Here is a 20,551-nt window from a genome sequence, read left to right as displayed (position 1 = left end):
GTTTTAAAATTCTTATTTATAATTATTCTAAATAAATATTGACTTTAAATTGATAAGTGTTATCATTTGTTTATGAGGTTTCTGATGATCATTTTACGAAGAAGGTGGAGAGCTAATGAGTACAAATCATTCCGATTCCAATAAACTGACAACGAGCTGGGGAGCCCCGGTTGGGGACAACCAAAATTCCATTACGGCCGGACATCGCGGTCCTACCCTGATTCAAGATGTTCACCTGCTGGAGAAATTAGCCCACTTTAATCGCGAGAGAGTTCCTGAGCGTGTCGTTCATGCGAAAGGTGCCGGAGCGCACGGTTATTTTGAAGTGACCAACGACATGTCTAAATATACCAAAGCGAAGCTGTTCCATGACAAGGGCAAGCGAACCGACCTCTTTATCCGGTTTTCGACCGTTGCGGGAGAGCTTGGCTCCGCAGACACCGTCCGCGACCCGCGCGGATTTGCTGTCAAGTTCTACACCGAAGAAGGCAATTACGATATCGTCGGCAACAACACGCCGATCTTTTTCATTCGCGACGCGATCAAATTCCCGGACTTTATCCATACTCAAAAGCGCGATCCGAGAACGCACCTGAAAAATCCGAACGCCGTATGGGATTTCTGGTCCTTATCTCCTGAATCGCTGCACCAGGTTACTTACCTGATGGGCGACCGCGGCATTCCGGCGACGCTGCGTCATATGCATGGTTTCGGCAGCCATACATTCAAATGGGTCAACGAGCAGGGTGAAGCTGTGTGGATCAAGTACCATTTTAAAACAGACCAAGGCGTGAAGAACCTGGATCCGGATCTGGCGGCAAAGCTGGCAGGTGAAAATCCCGACTACCATATTCAGGACCTGCAGCAGGCGATCGAAGCAGGGGACTATCCTTCCTGGACGCTGTATGTTCAGATCATGCCGCTGGAAGACGCAAACACGTACCGGTTCGATCCGTTTGACGTGACGAAGACGTGGTCCCAGAAGGATTATCCGTTAATCGAGGTTGGGAAAATGGTGCTTGACCGGAATCCGGAAAACTATTTTGCCGAAGTAGAGCAGGCCACATTCTCTCCGGGCAACCTTGTTCCGGGCGTTGAACCGTCCCCGGACAAAATGCTGCAGGGCCGCCTGTTCGCCTACGCGGATGCGCACCGTTACCGTGTAGGGGCGAACCACAACCAGCTGCCGATCAACCGTCCGAAGGTACCGGTCAACAACTATCAGCGCGACGGATACATGAATTCGGGTACGAACGGCGGCGGATCGGTCTATTACGAACCTAACAGCTTCAACGGACCGAAGGAAGATCCGCATGCCCGGATCACTCCGTTCGAGGTCGAAGGCTATGCTGGACAAACGGCGTACGATCACGATGATCACTATACGCAAGCCGGGGACTTGTACCGCTTGATGAGCGAAGAAGAGAAGGCCCGCCTCATCCGGACCATCGTGGAAGCGATGAAGCCGGTGGAGCTGGAGGAAATTAAGCTGCGCCAGATCTCCCATTTCTACAAAGCGGATCCGGATTACGGAACCCGCGTTGCCGAAGGTTTGGGCTTAACCGTCCAAGCGTAAAGCGGCAGCAGCGGTTTTGCCCCTTAAAGGCGGCAGCCGCATGGATCGAGGCGTGCGAACAAATGAAAGGGAGGGTGATCCGGCATGATGTTTCAGCCAAGTGTATGCCCCATGTGCCACCAGCCGATCAAAAATTTGAAGCATACGATCATTTGCGGCTGCGGGAGCAAAATCAAAACCAAAATCAAATTGAAGTAACGCATTGCGGAGCTAGTATCCGCATAGATAAAATAAATACCGACGGTTTATTCGCGGAAAAGTGAACCAGATAAAAAGAAGCTCACCCGAATCGGAGGGGTGAGCTTCTTTATTGTTTTTTTTATAATGTCTGGGTATTCCCCGACTCCTCCCGCCGTATTCGCAGCTGCGTGCGGCGGCCGAGCAGGAGTCCGACCAGAGACGCCATCATCTGTTGGAAGACCATGCCCAGAACGACGGGAACGGCGACCGGTGCGGGAAAATAGGCGACGGCCAGGACGGCGCCCGCGCTGATGTTGCGCATCCCGCCGTTGAAGACGAGGGCGACCTGCTCCGGCTCGCCCCAGCCCATCAGAGCGGAGATCGCGAAGCTCAGCAGGTACCCGGCCGCGGCCAAAAAGACGATAACCGCAGCGATGCCGACCAGCCGGGGGCTGATGTCGGACAGATAGGGAGCGACTACGGAGCCGTTGATCATGATGACCAGCGCCATGGCCAGTTTGGAGAACGGATTAAGGCGCGGTCCCCAGACCGGAACGATGGCGCCTTTGCTCCATTCGTTCAAGGCCATGCCGAGCAGGGAAGGGACCACGATCATGCCGAACAGGCTGCTGATCATCGGCAGGATGTCCATATGAACGCTCGTTCCGATCAGCAGCGACAGAATGCCCGGAACGGCGAAAGGCGCGATCAGCGTGTCGACCAGGATGATGGACAATGTCAGCGCGATATGTCCCTTGTACAGGCTTACCCATACGAAGCTGCTGACCCCCGTCGGGATGACCGCGGCAAGTACAAGCCCGGTGATCGTATAAGCATCGAGCGGGAATAGAACCCTGCCCGTGCCGAGGGCGACCAGCGGCATGATCACATGCAAAACGAGCAGGCAGGCGAAGAGCGGCAGCGGCCTTTTCATAACACTGAGAAAATCCTTGAAGCTCAAGCTGATGCTTCCGGCAAATGTCATAAAAGCAAACAGCCAGGGGGACATGAACGTATACGAAGACAGCAAACCTCCGCATAAGACGCCGATGACGATGCTGGCCGGCGTAATCAAAGGCATGATTCGGTTGAGTCGGGCATTCAGCGATTGCAGCATAAGCAGTCCGTCCTTATGTTTTCGTATTCATACATTATACATGGCATGGCAGTATTGAAAAAGGCTGAATCGGCCAGTTGGGCACAGGCGAGCTGTTTGATTTCGGCATCAGGCCTGCTGATCAAGGGCATTCCGCGGACAGCGTTCTCTATGAAAATATGGAGCTTCGGCCAACCATGTAATTGGAATTGGCCATGAAATCTATGATAAAATGAAAGATAAACCTAATTGTACGGAGTAAAGGAGCGGCCTATTATATGAGACCCATACAGTTCGTGGCCAAGACGGCCGGCGTGTCCGTTGCGACCGTGTCCCGGGTGCTGAACAACAGTCCTCTCGTCAAGGAATCGACGCGCAAGAAAGTGATGGAGACGATCAAAGCGCTGGAGTATGAGCCCAATTCCCTCGGCAGGGAATTAAGAAGAGCGGAGACGCGCCGCATTATGGTGCTGACTCCGAGCCTCGTCTTTCCAATTATGGCGGACGTGTATAAGGGAATACAGGATGTAGCTCAGAAGAACGGATATCAGGTGCTGGTCTGCGCCTCCGAGGACGACCATGATAAGGAAGAAGAGCTGCTGCAGATGCTCAAGAAAAAAATCGTCGACGGCGTCATCATTGTGGCTTCCACCTTGAGCGCGGAGGAGCTGGATCAGCTGGCGAAAGATTACAGCATCGTGCAGTGCTCGGAATATGAGCAGGTGCAGCACGCTTACAGCGTTTCGGTCGACAATGAGCAGGCAGCCTTTGATGCGGTATCCCACCTCCTGTCTTTGGGCCACCGGCGGATTGCCATGGTTAAAGGGGGAAACGCGAAGAGTTCTTCCGCCGCCCGGGAGCAGGGGTACCGGCGAGCGCTGGAATCGGCGGGGATCGAGGTGCGCCAGGAGTGGATCAGGGAGAGCGACTACGAGTACCAGAACGGGTACGACCTTGCCGTCGAATGGCTTCAAGCTGCGGAGCATCCGACCGCCATTTTCTGCTCCAGTGACGCTACAGCCATCGGCTGTGTCAACGGGGCGATATCGCTGGGCAAATCGGTGCCGGATGACGTTGCCGTCGTCGGATTCGACGATACGGTGGAATCGCTGATGAGCCGGCCGCCTATCACGACGGTACGCCAGCCCAAGTATGATCTCGGCCGTGCCGCCATGGAGGCGCTCCTGCAAAGCTTGCGCGGAGAAGCGGGCGAGAACAAGACGATCCTGCTGCCCCATGAAATCGTCATCCGGGAGTCGACGGCAAAGCGCTCCCGCTGACAGGTGAAAAATGGGGGTTGCGCTCTTTATAGAAATCGCTTACAATATCGCTTAAAGAAACGGTTACCAAGCAGCCGTTTTTTTAAAACCGCTGAAATGTAATGCGTTACATTTCTAGAAACCGGATTCGCGCGAATCAAGGTACCGCTTAGCAAAACCAACCAGTCAGGCCAATATCTCTTTTTCATACCTTAAAATGTAACGCATTACATTTTGACGGAGGAAGGTTGATTGTTCCGGATTCGCCGGGGGAAGAAAAGCAAGCATGTTCATCAGGATAGGAAACCGAGAAACCGCATTGTAAAACACAAAAAGTGGTGATGAGACATGGCTCAAGCGGCGGGAAAGCTGTCCTTAAGCGAAAAAATCAGTTACGGCTTTGGAGACTTGGCGTCCAACTTCGTTTGGGGGATGACGACAAGCTATCTGCTCTATTTTTACACGAATGTGTACGGCCTGGCCGCCACGGCCATCGGCACCTTGTTTCTGATTACAAGAATTCTTGACGCGGTGATCGATCCGGTGATCGGGGTCATGATCGACAAGACCAGCAGCCGGTTCGGCAAGGCGCGGCCGTTCATTCTCTTTTTGACGATCCCGTTCGCCATCTTCAGCGTCTTAACGTTCATTACGCCGGATTGGTCGGAAGGCGGGAAGCTGATCTACGCCTATTTGACTTACCTGATTCTTGGGATCCTGTATTCCGGCGTCAACCTTCCTTACGGCGCACTGATGCCGATGATGACCAAGGATCCGGAGGAGAAAAACCAGCTCAGCAGCTTCCGGATCATGGGGATGGCCATTGGGGCCATCGCGGTATCGGCGCTCACCAACCCGCTGGTGAAATGGATCGGCGGCGGGAATGACCGCTTGGGGTTCCCGGTTACGATGGGCATTTTCACGGTCGTCGCCGTCGTGATGTTTTATGTGGTGTTTCTCAAGTGCAAGGAACGGTTCTCGGAGAGCGCCGAGAAAACCAAAGAGTTTAACACGCTCACATCGGCTAAGCATATGTTTCGCAATCAGCCTTGGGTGATGATCGCTCTGAACTCCCTCTTCATGTTTCTGCGGATCGGCGTCGTGTTCGGCGTGCTGGTGTATTTCGTTCAGTACGTTCTGGGCCAGCCTGAAATGATCCCGCTGTACCTGACACTCGCGAATGTCGCCAACTTTGTAGGAGGCGCACTCGCCCCGTTTGTACTCAGAAGGCTTGGTAAGCGTAACGGCAGCATCTTGGCCTTGACTGGCGCCGTGCTGCTGTACGGATTGCTGTTTTTCCTGGAAAGCAGTCCGCCATTTCTGTATCTCGTCATTTTCTTTATTGCCAACATAGGCATCGGCATTAACAGTCCGGCCAACTTCTCCATGCTCGCCGATACGGTGGATTACCATGAATGGAAGTTCGGCCATCGGTCCGAAGGCATGCTGTATTCGGCTTACAGCTTCGCCACCAAGTTTGGCATTGCCGTCGGCGGCTCCGTTGTCGCTTATGCACTTGGTTTCGCCGGATATGATCCCGATGCGGTTACGCCGCAGGCGACCGATATGATCCGCGTCCTGTTCTATATTGGACCGATCCTGCTCACCATTCTGCAAATCGGTTGTCTGGTGCTGTATAAGCTGGATAAAGAGCATAAACAGATTGTTCAAGATTTGGACCTGCGCACATCGTCGGTCAAAGCCTAAATATTATAGAGGAGTGATTTCACATGATTCAAATTCCAGTTGGTCTGCAGCTGTTTTCGGTACGGGAAGCGCTGGCTAAAGATTTCGCCGGGACGCTGCAAAGCATAGCGGATATCGGATACCAAAACATCGAATTCGCATTTCATAACATCCGGGAAGACGGCACGTTCGAGGTCGACTACACGGCGGCGGAGCTGAAGGCCATGATGGACAAGCTGGGCCTGCAGGTGGTCACGAGCCACGTGGCCTATCATCCGAATCTGGATCTGGATGCGGTCATCCGCTATAACGCGGAGATCGGAAGCAAGGGCATCGTTATGCCGTGCGCCTTTTTCCGTGACCGGGAGGATGCGGTGGAATTGGCCAAATGGCTCAATGCGTCCGGACGCAAGTCCAAAGAAGCCGGCATTCAGTTTTACTTCCATAACCATTTTCATGAGTTTCAGGAGTTTGATGGCCAGACCATTATGGACATTCTGCTGGAGCATACCGATCCGGAGCTGGTTCAGATTGAATTTGACACGTTCTGGGCGCTGCGCGGCGGCGTGGATCCCATCGCTTTTATGGACAAGTACGGCAGCCGGATCGGGCTTCTTCACCAGAAGGATCTGGCCCCGTCGGCCAATCCGGTGAATCTGCTGGAGAAGGTTTCTGGGCGTTTAACGGATGAAGTGGTGTTCTCAGCCGCAAACCAGGAGGATTTCACTGAGATCGGCGCAGGCGTCATGGACATTCCGTCGATTTTGAAAAAAGCGGAAGAGCTCGGAACGGTTCAATACATCATCGTGGAACAGGATCAGACCGTAAAAGGCGAGCTGGCCAGCGTCAAGGAAAGCTTCGACAACATCCAGCGGCTGCTGGCACAGTAAGGCACAGCTTCGGATAGACAACCAACCGGGAGGGAACCAGATGACTACTTTGAAAATCGGCATTATCGGATGCGGCGGGATCGCCAAGGGCAAGCATTTGCCCGCGCTGGCCAAGCAGCGGCACAAGGCGGAAATGACGGCGTTTTGCGACATCGAGCTGGATCGTGCGGAGCTTGCGGCCAAGGAGTATGGAACGGAAGAAGCCAAGGTATATACGGATTACAAGGAGCTGCTCAAGGACCCGTCGATCGACGTGGTGCATGTGCTTACCCCGAACAGCAAGCATGCCGTCATTACGGTCGCCGCGCTGGAAGCCGGCAAGCATGTCATGTGCGAAAAACCGATGGCGATGAATACCGCCGAGGCACAGCAAATGCTGGATGCGGCGAAGCGCACGGGCAAAAAGCTGACAATCGGCTACCAGAACCGGTTCCGTTCGGATTCGAGAGCGCTGTATGCGGCATGTGAACAAGGGGATCTTGGCGAGGTTTATTTTGCAAAGGCGCATGCCATCCGCAGACGCGGGGTTCCGACATGGGGCGTGTTTATGGATATCGAAAAACAGGGCGGCGGCCCGCTGATCGACATCGGCACGCATGCCTTGGATCTGGCCTTGTGGACCATGGACAACTATAAGCCGAAGCTCGTCGTCGGGTCCGCGTTCCATAAGCTGAAGGATAAGATGGACGGCAACATGTTCGGTCCGTGGAATCCGGAGGAGTTCAAGGTGGAGGATTCGGCATTCGGCTTCATTAAGATGGAAAATGGAGCGACGATTACGCTGGAAGCTTCGTGGGCGCTGAATATGATCAACGCGAAAGAAGCGCAGGTCACCCTGTGCGGTACCGAGGGCGGGGCCGAAATGTTTGGCGACGCCTGGGATAACAAAGGCACGGTGACATTTAACCATACCCGGTATGGGCAGCTGGTCGAAACGAGCACTTCTGTAGGGGGCGGCATCGCCTTTTACGAAGGGGAATCGCTGAACGCTGGAGAACTTGAGGCGAAGCAGTGGATCGACGCCATTCTGGAAGATCGGGAGCCGCTGGTTAAGCCGGAGCAGGCGCTTGTAGTGACGCAGATCCTCGAGGCCATCTACAAATCGTCGGAAACCGGCAATGCGATCACGTTGTAATCATCTTTATATATGAAGAGAACTGCCTGTCCTCCGCGAGGTGGACAGGCAGTTCTTCGTTTGGGGCAGGGAAGTCAGATTAACATGCCTCCGGAAACCTCGATCCGCTGCGCGTTCACCCAGCGGTTGTCTTCGGAGAGGAGGGCAGCAATCATCGGCCCGACGTCATCCGGAAGTCCGGCGCGTCCAAGCGCCGTCATGCCGGCGATCTGCTGATTCAGCTCGGCGTTGTCGCGCACCATGCCGCCGCTGAAGTCGGTCGCGATTGCTCCGGGAGCCACCGTATTGACGGCGATGCGGCGCTCGCCGAGCTCCTTGGCCAGGTACCGGGTAAGCACCTCGACCGCGCCTTTCATCGAGGCATAAGCGGCGCTTCCCGGAATGCTCATGCGCGTCAGCCCCGAGGAGATGTTAACGATGCGCCCGCCATCGTTAATGAGGGGGAGCAGCTTTTGCGTCAGGAAAAAGACGCCTTTGAAGTGGACGTTGTACAGCTGGTCCAGTTCTTCTTCGGTTGTCTGCTCGATGGAGTTGTGATGCGAGGTTCCGGCATTGTTAACCAGGTAATCGAACCGCTTCACCCCAAGCTCCGCCAAGACTTGGCGGACGTTCTGGGCGAAACCGTCAAAGGAAGAGGTGTCTGCCGTGTTCAGCTGCAGGGCGACAGCCTCCCGCCCCAGATCCCGGACGGACTGGACGACCTGCTGCGCTTCAGCTTCATTGGTGTGATAGGTAAAGATCGAATCGACGCCGCGCTTGGCAAGCTGAAGAATCGTATTGCGGCCCAGACCGCGGCTTCCGCCGGTCACGAGTGCGATTTTTCGATCAGAGGTTTGTAAAGTCATTCAAAAGACCTTCTTTCCATTGATTTTCCCAGCGATCAGGTTTACTAACTAACTGGTTAGTTCATAATATATAACTAACTAACCGGTTTGTCAATGGCTTAAAAATCGTGATATAGTAAATCCTATGCAAAAACACGGGAGGAACCACTATGCGTAACGCCGAAGCTACAAAAGAGAAAATACTGGAGGCGGCCATGGCCGAGTTCTCCGCCTACGGAATTGCCGGCGCCCGGGTGGACCGGATCGCCAAGATGGCGAAGTGCAACAAGAACATGATTTATATTTATTTTGAAAATAAAGAGCAGCTTTTCTCGACTGTGCTGGAAATGCATCTGACGAGAGTGTACGAGGAGTTTGCCTTTACTCCGGAAGATCTTCCGGGGTATGCCGCGCGGGTTTTTGATTTTATGATGGCCAATCCCGACCTGATGCGGCTGATGACATGGTTTACGCTGGAGCAGAAGACGGAGCAGCTGGATCAGAGGAAGGAAGCCCATAACCGCAAAATTGCGGAGCTGGCGAAAGCACAGGAGGCCGGGCACATCGGAACGGATTTTTCCCCGGCGTTTCTTCTGACCAGTATCATGGTTCTGGCCACGGCCTGGATGCCCACCAACCCGTTTGGTCCATCGATCGATCCGGCTAGTAGCGGCAAAACCGATGAGCTGCGGGAAGCGATCATGAGGGCGGTCGGACGGTTGGCGGGCGAACCCGCCTCTAAGGAAAATCGCTGATCCAGATAAAAAAGGGAACCCTCATTAGATAGGTCCGAAAGGGAGGTTTTTTTGGATGAAGATCATGGCAGACTGGGTGCAGGGCTATAAAGACAGGAAAATATCCTATACCTTATTGTCTAAAGCAGAATCCAACACCAGCGGCTTGGCGATCATTTTTCCGGGACAGGGATACACTGCACAGGCACCTCTTTTGTACTACTCCATGGGGATTTATCTGAACCAAAACTACGACGTGCTGCAGGTGAACTATCAGTACAACGATCCGTTCTACCGGGATTTCAGCTTTGATGAGATGGCCGAAGCGATCCGCATCGATGTCGGCGCCGTAATCGACCGTGTGCTGCAGAACGCATCCTACGACGATTACATTCTGATCGGCAAGTCCATTGGAACGATTGCGCTTGGGTTTGAGGTGCAGCGTGATCTGTTCCAAAAGGCCAAGGTCATCTGGTTTACGCCTCTGCTGGGCAGAGATTTCGTCTGGAACGCGATGTTGGACAGTAAGCAAAGAAGCCTATGCTTCATCGGCGACAACGACAGCTGCTATATCGAGGAGAGATTTCAGCAGCTTCGGGCAAATCCGAATCTGCTGCTGCGCTTGATCCCCGGCGTGAATCACGGCCTGGAATACGAAACCGATCTTTTTGCGTCGATGGACGTGTTAAAACAGGTGATGAAGGAAGTCGAAGCATTTTAGTTCGGTATTTCGTTCAAGCCCGCTCTTGGAGCGGGTTTTTTGTTTGCTTAAAAAAGTGGCTTGCACCTGACGCTGCGTCACCTTTTATAATGGGCCTACCGGTAAAAAATAGGCGCCTAAAAAATTCAACCTGTAGGAGGACATTGGCATGACGATCGGAAAGAACGAAATTATTTCCACTCGGGTGTTCGACGCACCGCAGCACCTTGTGTATCAGGCCTGGACAACTCCAGATTTATTAGCCCGCTGGTGGGGGCCCCACGGGTTCACGAATACGTTCCATGAAATCGACATCATGCCGGGCGGAGCCTGGAAATTCACCATGCACGGACCGGATGGCCGGGATTATCCGAACGAGAGTGTTTTTGTAGAACTTGTCCCTTTGGAGCGGGTCGTCCTGGATCATCTCTCCGAGCCCCAATTCCGTGTTACGGCGACGTTTGAAGAAGAGAAGGGCCGGACTAAAGTTGTTTTTCGCCAGACGTTCAAAAAGGAAAAGCAGTTTGAGCAGATCAAACAAATGTGCATCAACGGCAATGAGGAAAATTTCGACCGGTTCGGCCAACTGCTGGAGGAAATGAAGTCCGGCACCGCGGGTTAAGCGGAGCTTAAGGAGAGCGGGATGTGACAGTCAAGGCAGGTGGCATTCATGATGTTTACTGCCATATTAAAAAAGGCCCAAGGGCATGATCCCTTGGGCCTATGTACGTTGATATCAAATGGCAAATACATGACGTCCAATATTTACGGTACGGGCGCGCGTCCAAATCCACTTGTTCGTTGCCGTTTTCGGGTTATAGTAGTAGAGCGAGTTATGGGTCGGGTCCCATCCGCGCACGGCGTCAATGGCGGCACGGTAGGCGGTCCGGTTCGGCTTCATGCCGTACTGGCCGTCGCTGACGGCGGTGAATGCGTTCTTCTGAAAAACGACGCCTTGAATCGTGTCCGGGAACTCGTCCGACTGAATCCGGTTCATGATGACGGCACCGACGGCTACCTGTCCTTTATAGGACTCGCCGCGGGCTTCAGCGTAAATGATTTTCGCCATGATCTCCATATCGTTTTTGCTTAAGGTGTACTTCCGGAGCTGTCTCCATGTAGCGGGACCGACCGTGCCATCCGCAACGGCGCCGTACTCCCTCTGGAATTCCTTGACGCTGGCTTCCGTGCCGGGGCCGTATTTTCCGTCAAGCGTACCGCCATAGAGACCGAGCACCTGCAGCCGGTACTGTAAATCAGAAACTTTGGGATCCTCGCTCCCTAATTTAAGGACGGGAGCCGCTTCGGCATGATCAGCCTTCCACGCGAAGCTTTGAATGACTAAGAGGACGACGAGGATCGAGGTAACTGCCCATTTTTTGGTTGTCATCGAAATCATCTCCTTCACGAGGCATTATAACGGGAGGAGGACGGACAAGGCAAAGCCATAAACTGGAAAATAAGTGGTAAAACCTTGCGGCTCTAAGCGAAATTTTGGAAAACCGGCGGCGTTAAAATGATGGTGCGGGTTCGTTTTTTTGCACGTTATGCATTTGGAACTAATGAATTCGAAGCCGCAGGATGCTATAATTGAACAAATATGAAAGCGTTTTACTAGGACGGCGGACAGAAGATTTAGGAGCCATACATAAGGAGTGCAAGAACGGATGGGGAAACGGAATTGGTTTTACCGCCAGCTTTTTTCATATATGCCGGCTTTTTTAATCGTCATTTCGTTTATTTTTTTCGTTTTCTTTCAAATGCTTGGGGATCAGAGCCGCAAGGAAGCTGTAAAAGCCAATGAGACGCTGATGCTGCAGGCGATGAGCTCCATCGACTCTTCCCTGAAAACGATCGAGCAGATGCTGATGACGGAACTGCTGAATAATCCGGATTTATCGACTTTTTACAAAAGCGGAACCGAAAACGACTATTACCTGAACATCCGGATCGTCAAGTTTATGAATAACTTTAGAAATTCCTATCCCTTGGTGGATTCCATTTATCTCGTTCGGTCCAGCGACGGATTTGTCCTGAGCAATGCGACCAGCTCCAGCCTGGAAGACTATCCGGATGCGCCTTTCATCAAGCCGTATATCGAGCAGGCGAAGAAGGATGAGGGCTGGAGCGGTGTCCGCCAATTCGAGGAGTTCAGTATCAAAGGGCCGAAGCGGGTCGTGAGCCTTGCGCTGAAGGCGCCTTTCCTGAAGACCGGGCAGGGATTCCTGGTCGTGAACGTAACGGCAAATGGGCTAAGCCAATTGATCGAGAGTATGTACAGCCGGGATGTCAGCTACATCCATATCATCGACAAATCGGGGGCAGACGTGCTTCCGAACGGTAAATCGGAGCAGGAGCGCAGCATTGTGTCGAGCGCCATTTCGCCCGTGACCGGCTGGGATTATCAAAGCGGACTGATTAACGGAAAATGGGTGGACGTAGCCAGCCAGCTCTATAACGTCTGGTTCATCCTTGGGATCGTTATGATCGCCGCAGGCGGCTTATGGATCGTCTATGCCGCACGAAAAAATTACAAGCCGATCGAAAGGATCGTCACCCAGGTTCAGAAGTTATCCCAGACGAAGGCGGCGGCCCTGATGCAGGGCAGTGGCCAGGACGAATTTACCTTTTTGCAGTCCGCCATTAACCAGATGCTGGAGCAGTCCAACACCTATCAGCGCCAGTTCCGCGAGGATCTGCACGTCAAGAAGGCGTATTTGTTCCAGCAGCTGGTTGAAGGGCAGCATCTTCCGAAATCCGAAGAATGGGAAGCCTTGCGGGACACGATGCAGCTCAATGATCTCGACATGCCGCAGGTCGTGTGCGTCGTAGAAATCGACAAGTTTGCTTCGTTCTGCAGCCAGTTCACCCAAGAGGACCAGTACTTGATGAAGTTCGCCCTGAAGAGCGTCATCCAGGAAACCGCCCAAGAGCACGGGGGAATCGTGTGGACGGAATGGATTTCCGGCGACGGGCTCGGCGTGCTGGTGCAGATCGAGGAGACGGACGATCCCCGCGGCCGGGTCACGGATATGCTGGACCATGCAAGAAGATGGGTGCAGGAGCATTTGAAGCTTACCGTAACGGTCGGTGCGGGAGCGGCAGCCCGGTGCCCGGCCGAAATTCCGGAATCTTACGCCCAAGCACAGCAGGCTCTGAAATATAAAATGGTCCTCGGCAGCAACCGGATCATTTTCTATGATTCGCTGGCAAAAGAGGATCAGGGAGCCATGTTCGACTATTTTCAGCTTGTCCACTCGATCGCCCAATCGTTCCGGCTCGGCAAGCCGGACTGGAAGGATAAATACGGCCAATTGATTCAAGGCATCGGGCAGCATCTGCTGAGCCGCGACCATATCGTCAGCCTGGCGGATTATTTGATCTATTCCATCGGGCGGGAAATGGGTAAAATGACGAAGGAATACCAAGAGCTGTGGGAGGAGACCGGGCACCGTCCCCTGCAGCAGGCGCTGCACGCGTCAGATACCTTTGAGCAGGTGGAAGAGAGCTTCATGAAGACGCTGGAACGGTGTTATGAACAGCTGCTGCAAATTCAGGTCACCCGGAATCATTCGGATACGATCCGCAAGGTCCGCGAAACGATGGAGCGGGAATTCGCCAATCCGGATTTGTCGCTTGATTTTCTCAGTGAACGGTTCGACCTTCCCTCCAAAACGCTCAGCAAATTGTTCAAGGAGGAAACCGGGCAGAAGTTCGTGGATTATTTAATCGAGCTTCGGGTCGGGCGCGCGCGGACGCTGCTTGAGAATACGGACCATGCCGTGCAGGAAATCGCCGAAGAGGTCGGATACTTGAATGTCATTTCGTTTGGTCGGATGTTTAAAAAAATCGTGGGCCTGTCCCCGGGGGAATACCGTGAACACATCACCCGGACAGAGCGGGATTCAGCCGCTCTCTGACAGGCCGTTTGCGCCGGTTCCTCAAGGTGCCGTATCCCGCCGGGACAGATCCCTGCGGGATTTTTTTGGGTATAGACCAGGCCGGTAAGAAAAAAGTTGCATGGAGAAAAAGGTTTAGCCCTTCAGATTTTTTCTATGGGAACGACGATTCATTAGCATTGCGGAAATAAGTTGACCGGGCGAAAGTTGTATATTGAACGCATCCGTGCCGTGCCGATAACATGAAGGCAACTCAAGCGCAAAGGAGAGTCGGCAGGTATGGAAGCAACTAGCAGCAAGGCGGCTTCGCCGCATCCCCCCGGATTGGCCGCCCGCCGGAAGAGGGCGGGGTCACAGGCCGGCCGGAAAATCAGGAAGCACTGGCAGTTTTATTTGCTCGTCTTCCTCCCTCTGCTTTATATCGTCATTTTCAAGTACGTGCCGATGTTCGGCGTCATCATCGCATTTAAGGAGTACAACGTCGTACAGGGCATCCTCGGCAGTCCGTGGGCCGGGCTGAAGTACTTCAAGCAGCTGTTCGATACCCCGTTCTTCTGGCAGTACTTTAAGAACACGCTCGAAATTTCGCTGTACGGCATGGCCATCGGATTTCCGGCGCCGATCATTCTGGCGCTGGCGCTGAACGAAATTCGCAACGGCTTGTTCAAGAAATCGGTTCAAATGATTACCTATGCGCCTTACTTTATATCAACGGTCGTGATCGTCTCGATTCTGATCGTCAACTTATCGCCGAATGTCGGGCTCCTCAGCAACATCTTCAGGTCGCTCGGGATGGAGCCGATCGATTTTATGGGCAAGGCAGGGTACTTCAAAACGATTTACGTCCTCTCGGATGTGTGGCAGTTCACCGGCTACGGGGCCATCATTTATATCGCGGCGCTGTCCGGGGTCAATCCCGATTTATACGAGGCTGCCAAGGTGGACGGAGCTTCCCGGTTTCAGAAAATTGTCCATATCGACCTTCCCAGCCTCGTTCCGGTCATCGTCATTATGCTGATTCTGAACCTGGGACAGATCATGGGACTGGGCTTCGAGAAGATCTACTTAATGCAAAATCCGCTGAACCTGAACACGTCGGAGGTCATTTCGACTTACGTCTACAAGATCGGCTTGCTGGGCGCCAACTTCAGCTTCTCGGCCGCGATCGGGCTGTTCAACTCGGTCATTAACTTTGTGCTGCTGATCCTTGTCAATTTCATCGCCAAAAAGATCTCGTCCAACAGTTTATGGTAGGAGGTGCGAAAAGCGTGCAATCAACGAAAATACGCGAAGCGGTAGCGGACCGGCTGTTTCTGGGCATCGTCTACCTGTTTTTATCGCTGGTGCTGATCGTCATTTTATTTCCATTGCTGCATGTGCTGAGCGCATCCTTCAGCTCGCCGGCGGCGGTGACGTCCGGGAAGGTGTGGCTCTGGCCCGTGAATTTCAGCCTGGTCGGCTACAAGGCGGTATTCCAAAATTCCGATATTTTGATCGGATTCGGCAATTCGCTCTTTTATTCAATCGTGGGTACGCTCATTAACGTTTCGTTCACCGTGATGCTGGCCTATCCGCTGGCACGCAAAACGTTTTACGGCCGCGGGCTGATTATGGTGGTGATCGTGTTTACGATGTTTTTCGACGGCGGGCTGATTCCGAACTATTTGCTCGTCAAATCCCTGGGTATGGTCAATACGAGATGGGCTATGATCATCCCCGGCGCGCTGGCCGTATTTCAGGTCATTATCGCCAGGACGTTCTTCCAGTCGCTTCCCGACGAGCTGGCCGAGGCCGCTGAAATGGACGGGTGCAGTGACATGAGATTTTTTCTGCAGGTCGTACTGCCGTTATCCAAGCCCATCCTTGCGGTATTGTTCCTGATGTATGCCATCGGGCATTGGAACGCTTACTTTAATGCACTCATTTACCTGAAAGACAACAGCATGTTCCCTCTGCAAATCTTCCTGCGGAACATTCTCATCCTGAACTCGGAAAATTCCGACATGATGACCAATGTGAACAGCCTGCTCGTGCAGCAGGGGCTGAAGGATTTGCTGAAATATTCACTCATCGTCGTCTCCAGCGCGCCGGTGCTGATCATTTATCCGTTTGTCCAGAAGCATTTTGTTAAAGGAGTCATGATCGGATCGCTGAAGGGATGAAGACGGTGAACGGAATTTCGTAAGGGGGGTGTGACCGGGTTAACGCTGCAGGATGTTTTGAAGTGGTCATTTGTAAGGGGGCATGGATATGAGCCATTCAACCAAAGGAGGAATTTCTTTGAAAAAACGGGCATTTATCGGCTTAAGTGTGTTGTTGGTATTATCCCTTCTGCTGTCGGCATGCGGAGGCTCCAAGCAGGAGCAGAATGACGCAGGGGCTGCCGCCTCGGATCCCAGTAAACCGGTGGAGCTGTCGGTATTCGCTCCGCAGCAGGCGGGGATCGAAAACATGGACGTCAACAAGTTCTCCAAGTACATCGAGGACAAGCTCGGCATCAAGTTTAATTGGAGCACGGTGCCGGACGCCGGCTTCAGCGACAAAAAGCTGCTGCTTCTGGCGAGCGGCGACTACCCGGCTGTCATTATGAACGCGGGCATATCCAAAGCGGACCAGATCAAATACGGCCAGCAGGGAGCCTTCATCCCGCTGAACGATCTGATCGATCAGTATGCCCCCAACATCAAAAAGGCGATGGAGGACGTGTCTTACCTGAAGCAGGGCATGGTCGCCCCGGACGGCAAAATTTACGCGCTGCCGAAGCTGAACGAATGTCTGCACTGCACCTATGGGCAGCGGATGTGGATCAATACTTCCTGGCTGGAGAAGCTGGGCCTGTCGATGCCGACGACGACCGATGAGTTTTACAATGTGCTGAAGGCCTTTAAGGAGAAAGACCCGAACGGCAACGGCAAAGCCGACGAAATTCCGTTCACGACCTCATCCGACGGAGTGTGGGGAGGCGGCGTGGATTCGTTCCTGATGAACGCTTTTATCTATGACAACACCTCGGATTACTTAAGCATCAAGGACGGCCAGGTCATCTATTCACCGGCGCAGCCCGAATGGAAGGAAGGCCTGAAGTATTTGCGGAAGCTGTTTGCCGAAGGCTTGATGGACAAAGCGGTCTTTACGCAGAACAACGATGCGGTGAAGCAGCTAGCCAATAAGCCGGACGCCGCCGTGGGCACTGTAGGTTACGCGCTGCTTAGCAGTGCCTTCAGCGTGGATGACTCGAACCCGAGACATAAGGATTACGACGTCGTCCCGCCGCTGAAAGGACCAAATGGAGTCCAGCTGACAGGCTACAGCATCGGCGCGGGCGACGGATCGTTTGTGATCACGAACAAGGCGACGAAGGAGGAACAGGTCGCTGCCATCAAACTGGCGGACTACCTCTGGTCCGAAGAAGGAACGGTCATGACCTCCTGGGGCTTTGAAGGTGAAGGCTGGAAAAAAGCCGACAGCGGCAAGCTGGATTACAACGGCAAACCGGCGAAGTATGAAGTCGTTCCGAAAGCTCCGTCCGCGAACGGGGAAACGAAGCTGGACAATTTCTGGTGGCAGCTGGGCACGATGCAGATGCTTAACTCCATCCGCGAATCCTTTGCCGCTCCAAGCGATCCGCTGGGCAACGGTGCCTACGAATACCGCTTATGGCTGGCCGCCAAAAAATACGAGCCTTTCGCCAAGCCGGAAGTCGTCTATCCTGCGGATACGTTCATTGACCCGGCGGACGCCATGACGGTTGCGCAAATGCAGAAGTCGCTGACCGATTATGTGAAATCGAGCCTGGCGCAGTTCGTGACGGGCAACAAAGACATCGACAAGGATTGGGACAGCTACATCGCCGGCTTCAAGGGATTGCAGCTGGATCAATACTTGGCGATCTACCAAAAAGCGTTAAAGAAATAAGGGACGGCAGCCGGATATCTGAGGTGTAAAGCAGGTATCCGGCTTTTACAAGGAGAACAAGGTATTCATACCTGTAATCAAAACCAGGATGGAGGGCATTTCATGATGGTAACGACCGAAAGGATCCGCTACGCCGCACAGGTTCAGCCGACCGAACGGCAGCTGGCCGTGCAGGAGATGGAGTTCTACGCGTTCATTCATTTTACGGTCAATACGTTTACTGACCGGGAGTGGGGGGACGGGAAGGAGGATCCGGCTATCTTTAATCCGGCGGAGCTGGATGCCGGCCAATGGGTGGCGGCGATCAAGTCAGCCGGGATGAAGGGGCTGATTCTGACGTGCAAGCACCACGACGGTTTCTGCCTCTGGCCGAGCCGGTATACGGAGCACTCGGTCAAGAACAGCCCGTGGAAGGACGGGCAGGGCGATGTGGTCCGGGAAGTGTCGGAGGCGTGCCGGAGGGAAGGGATCCGCTTTGGCATTTACCTGTCCCCCTGGGACCGGCATGAGCCTACATACGGCGATTCGCCGGCGTATAACGAATATTTTACCAATCAGCTGAGGGAGCTGCTGACCCATTACGGCGACGTGTTCTGCGTCTGGTTCGACGGCGCCTGCGGCGAAGGGCCGAACGGCAAGCGCCAGGTGTACGACTGGGACGCTTACTACGCGCTGATCCGCGAGCTGCAGCCGGAGGCGGCGATTTCGGTCTGCGGTCCGGATATCCGCTGGTGCGGCAACGAAGCCGGCCACTGCCGGGAATCGGAGTGGAGCGTCGTGCCTGCGTCGCTGCGGGATAACGAGAAAATCCAGGCAAAATCGCAGCAGGAAGACGATCCGTCGTTTGCCCGGAGCTACCGGTCGGAGGACGAGGACCTGGGCAGCCGGGCGGTCATCGAGCACGAGCAGGATCTGGTCTGGTACCCGGCGGAGGTCAACACGTCGATCCGTCCGGGCTGGTTCTACCACGCCTCCGAAGATGACAAGGTCAAATCGCTGGATGAGCTGATGAACGTATATTATGGATCGGTCGGCGGCAATGCGACGTTCCTTCTTAACCTTCCACCGGACCGGCGCGGCCTCATTCATGAACGGGACGTTCAGCGCCTGCAGGAGCTGGGGGACCGGATCCGCAGCACGTTTGGCACCGACTTGGGGGCAGGGGCCACTTTGGAGGCATCCGTTCAGGCAGAAGGCCATCAGGCGGACCATGTTCTTGACGGACAACCGGACACGTACTGGGCACCGTCCGAAGGCACGGAGCAGGCTTCGCTCACGCTCGATCTGCAGAGGGAGACCGCCTTTGACCACGTCGTGCTGCAGGAATACCGGTACAGCCAGCGGGTCGAGCGCTTTGAGCTCGAGTATCTGGATGGGGACACGTGGAAAACTGCTTATACGGGTACGGTGATCGGCCACAAGCGGATCTGCCGCTTTCCCGCCGTCAAGAGCCGTTATATCCGGCTTCAAATCCGGGAATCCCGGTGGTTTCCGCAGATTTCCTCCATTCGGATCTATCTGCAGCCATAGAGCGGAACCATTATAGTTTCTTTTCAATCGTATACTATGAACTGATTAAACTCCTCGCTGAGGCGGGCCCGTATAGGGTCTGTCCATCGGGGAGTTTTTTTGCGGTTATCCGACATCCCGCCTCAGTATAATGTTAATGAACTTCGAACCAACAATTTCAAATCATGGAAGGTGGGATATTCGTATTGGATAGATCTTCACTGTACACCGATCTCGTAACGTACCCTTCCGGATGGAAAATGGGCACGCATGTGCATCCCCATTTCGAAATCTGCGTGGTCACTTTCGGACGAGGTGTGTTCTATGCTGAAGACCAGGTCTTTTCGATTCAGGAGGGGGACGTCATCCTGATCACCCCCGGCGTACCCCACGACTACAGCTCCGTTACACCGATCCGCTTCGCCGTCCTGCAGGTTGACCATTTGTCGCATGAGCTCGAACGGTTATTTTTTCAAATGACAAATGAAGAATCGCTGCACCTGTTTCCCCTGGCCCATTATGCATTGGAGCGTTTTGAGAAGTTGTTCAGCGTGTGGCTCCACATGACCTCCGTCCGCCCGAATCAGCTGTTTAACCGGTTGTTAAAAACGTGGGTCGAGTTATTTATGCTGTTTTTATTGGACCGCATCGAACAACAGGATTCCAGAATTACCTTGGACGCCATTGCCGAGTATATCCGCACCAACCTGGACAAAGAAATGAGGGTGACCGATCTGGCGCGGATGATCCGCATGTCGGAGAGCGGGCTGCGCTCCTGTTTCAAAAAGACTTACGGTCTCTCACCCAAGCAATATCTACAGCAGTACCGGATGTCCGAGGCCAAAATGCTGCTTACCTTCTCCGACAAGACGGTTCAGCAAATCGCGAGCGGGGTCGGATTCCCCAATATTCATGCCTTCTCCGCCTGGTTTCAAAAACAGACAGGAATGTCTCCCACCGCCTGGAGGAAAGAGCAGCGAAGAAGGGGCGGGTGAGAAGTCGAAGGCTGTCTTCGGAAAATGTTCAGCGATAATCGTAAAACTTGTGAAGTTTTTTATAAATACAGCGAAGGCGTCCCTTTATAAAATAGGCTTGCACGTTTAAGAAAACGCTGTCAAAGGAGGGGGAATCTGTTAAATCCGCAAAAA

At 53.6% G+C, this 20,551-nt stretch carries 17 protein-coding genes; 14 read left to right on the top strand and 3 right to left on the bottom strand.

The window, feature by feature from the left end; all coding sequences use genetic code 11:
* Positions 1-115 precede the first annotated feature (115 nt).
* The gene (gene katA / locus K2F33_RS30455; protein ID WP_263880398.1) at positions 116-1,576 is read left to right on the top strand and encodes a catalase KatA; all 1,461 of its coding nucleotides are present in this window, start codon (positions 116-118) and stop codon (positions 1,574-1,576) included.
* 319 nt (positions 1,577-1,895) lie between these two features.
* Here the strand turns inward: katA and K2F33_RS30450 are convergent, their stop codons facing one another.
* Positions 1,896-2,873 (bottom strand): bile acid:sodium symporter family protein, encoded by a 978-nt coding sequence (locus tag K2F33_RS30450; protein ID WP_263880397.1) that lies wholly within the window; start codon positions 2,871-2,873, stop codon positions 1,896-1,898.
* Positions 2,874-3,130: 257 nt separating this feature from the next.
* On the opposite strand from K2F33_RS30450, the gene K2F33_RS30445 reads away from it, so the two are divergent.
* The 4 genes from K2F33_RS30445 (at position 3,131) to K2F33_RS30430 (ending at position 7,822) form a co-directional block, all read left to right on the top strand.
* Positions 3,131-4,132, top strand: coding sequence for a LacI family DNA-binding transcriptional regulator (locus K2F33_RS30445; RefSeq protein ID WP_163877440.1), 1,002 nt, complete (start codon positions 3,131-3,133; stop codon positions 4,130-4,132).
* Positions 4,133-4,459: 327 nt separating this feature from the next.
* Positions 4,460-5,818 carry an MFS transporter gene (locus tag K2F33_RS30440; protein WP_263880396.1) on the top strand — a complete coding sequence of 453 codons (1,359 nt, stop codon included), beginning with the start codon at positions 4,460-4,462 and terminating at the stop codon, positions 5,816-5,818.
* Positions 5,819-5,841: 23 nt separating this feature from the next.
* On the top strand, positions 5,842-6,687 hold the full coding sequence (locus tag K2F33_RS30435; RefSeq protein ID WP_263880395.1) for a sugar phosphate isomerase/epimerase family protein: 846 nt from the start codon (positions 5,842-5,844) through the stop codon (positions 6,685-6,687).
* Between the two features lie 40 nt (positions 6,688-6,727).
* Complete coding sequence (locus K2F33_RS30430) at positions 6,728-7,822, top strand: Gfo/Idh/MocA family protein (RefSeq protein ID WP_263880394.1); 1,095 nt, start codon at positions 6,728-6,730, stop codon at positions 7,820-7,822.
* A gap of 74 nt (positions 7,823-7,896) precedes the next feature.
* Here the strand turns inward: K2F33_RS30430 and K2F33_RS30425 are convergent, their stop codons facing one another.
* Complete coding sequence (locus K2F33_RS30425; protein ID WP_263880393.1) at positions 7,897-8,667, bottom strand: SDR family NAD(P)-dependent oxidoreductase; 771 nt, start codon at positions 8,665-8,667, stop codon at positions 7,897-7,899.
* A gap of 149 nt (positions 8,668-8,816) precedes the next feature.
* Between K2F33_RS30425 and K2F33_RS30420 the strand changes: the two genes are divergently transcribed.
* The 3 genes from K2F33_RS30420 to K2F33_RS30410 all read left to right on the top strand — a co-directional run bounded on the left by K2F33_RS30420 (position 8,817) and on the right by K2F33_RS30410 (position 10,702).
* Positions 8,817-9,401 carry a TetR/AcrR family transcriptional regulator gene (locus K2F33_RS30420; RefSeq protein ID WP_076168866.1) on the top strand — a complete coding sequence of 195 codons (585 nt, stop codon included), beginning with the start codon at positions 8,817-8,819 and terminating at the stop codon, positions 9,399-9,401.
* Between the two features lie 55 nt (positions 9,402-9,456).
* Entirely contained in the window at positions 9,457-10,101 is a 645-nt protein-coding gene (locus tag K2F33_RS30415) for an alpha/beta hydrolase (RefSeq protein ID WP_076168864.1), read from the top strand.
* A gap of 148 nt (positions 10,102-10,249) precedes the next feature.
* Complete coding sequence (locus K2F33_RS30410) at positions 10,250-10,702, top strand: SRPBCC family protein (protein WP_076168862.1); 453 nt, start codon at positions 10,250-10,252, stop codon at positions 10,700-10,702.
* Positions 10,703-10,816: 114 nt separating this feature from the next.
* Here K2F33_RS30410 and K2F33_RS30405 read toward each other — a convergent pair whose 3' ends face one another.
* Positions 10,817-11,470 carry a cell wall hydrolase gene (locus tag K2F33_RS30405; RefSeq protein WP_076168860.1) on the bottom strand — a complete coding sequence of 218 codons (654 nt, stop codon included), beginning with the start codon at positions 11,468-11,470 and terminating at the stop codon, positions 10,817-10,819.
* A 277-nt stretch (positions 11,471-11,747) separates the two neighbouring features.
* Between K2F33_RS30405 and K2F33_RS30400 the strand changes: the two genes are divergently transcribed.
* From K2F33_RS30400 to K2F33_RS30375, 6 genes are all read left to right on the top strand, one after another.
* Positions 11,748-14,000: a helix-turn-helix domain-containing protein gene (locus tag K2F33_RS30400; protein ID WP_263880392.1), complete on the top strand. Its 2,253-nt coding sequence runs from the start codon at positions 11,748-11,750 to the stop codon at positions 13,998-14,000.
* Positions 14,001-14,258: 258 nt separating this feature from the next.
* Entirely contained in the window at positions 14,259-15,233 is a 975-nt protein-coding gene (locus K2F33_RS30395) for an ABC transporter permease (RefSeq protein WP_084203793.1), read from the top strand.
* Complete coding sequence (locus K2F33_RS30390; RefSeq protein ID WP_076168856.1) at positions 15,227-16,141, top strand: carbohydrate ABC transporter permease; 915 nt, start codon at positions 15,227-15,229, stop codon at positions 16,139-16,141. The genes K2F33_RS30395 and K2F33_RS30390 overlap by 7 nt, the downstream gene beginning before the upstream one ends.
* Before the next feature lie 88 nt (positions 16,142-16,229).
* A complete protein-coding gene (locus K2F33_RS30385) occupies positions 16,230-17,894 on the top strand; it encodes an ABC transporter substrate-binding protein (protein ID WP_412973951.1) in 1,665 nt (554 codons plus the stop codon).
* Positions 17,895-17,996: 102 nt separating this feature from the next.
* A complete protein-coding gene (locus K2F33_RS30380) occupies positions 17,997-19,424 on the top strand; it encodes an alpha-L-fucosidase (protein WP_263880391.1) in 1,428 nt (475 codons plus the stop codon).
* A gap of 185 nt (positions 19,425-19,609) precedes the next feature.
* On the top strand, positions 19,610-20,398 hold the full coding sequence (locus K2F33_RS30375) for a helix-turn-helix domain-containing protein (RefSeq protein ID WP_076168852.1): 789 nt from the start codon (positions 19,610-19,612) through the stop codon (positions 20,396-20,398).
* Positions 20,399-20,551: the final 153 nt, after the last annotated feature.

The organism is Paenibacillus sp. PSB04, from assembly GCF_025809195.1.
In the GTDB taxonomy this organism is placed as follows: Bacteria; Bacillota; Bacilli; order Paenibacillales; family Paenibacillaceae; genus Paenibacillus_AQ; species Paenibacillus_AQ favisporus.
The sequence above is the reverse complement of the archived record's forward strand: the minus strand, read 5'-3'. Positions and strand labels throughout refer to the sequence as shown.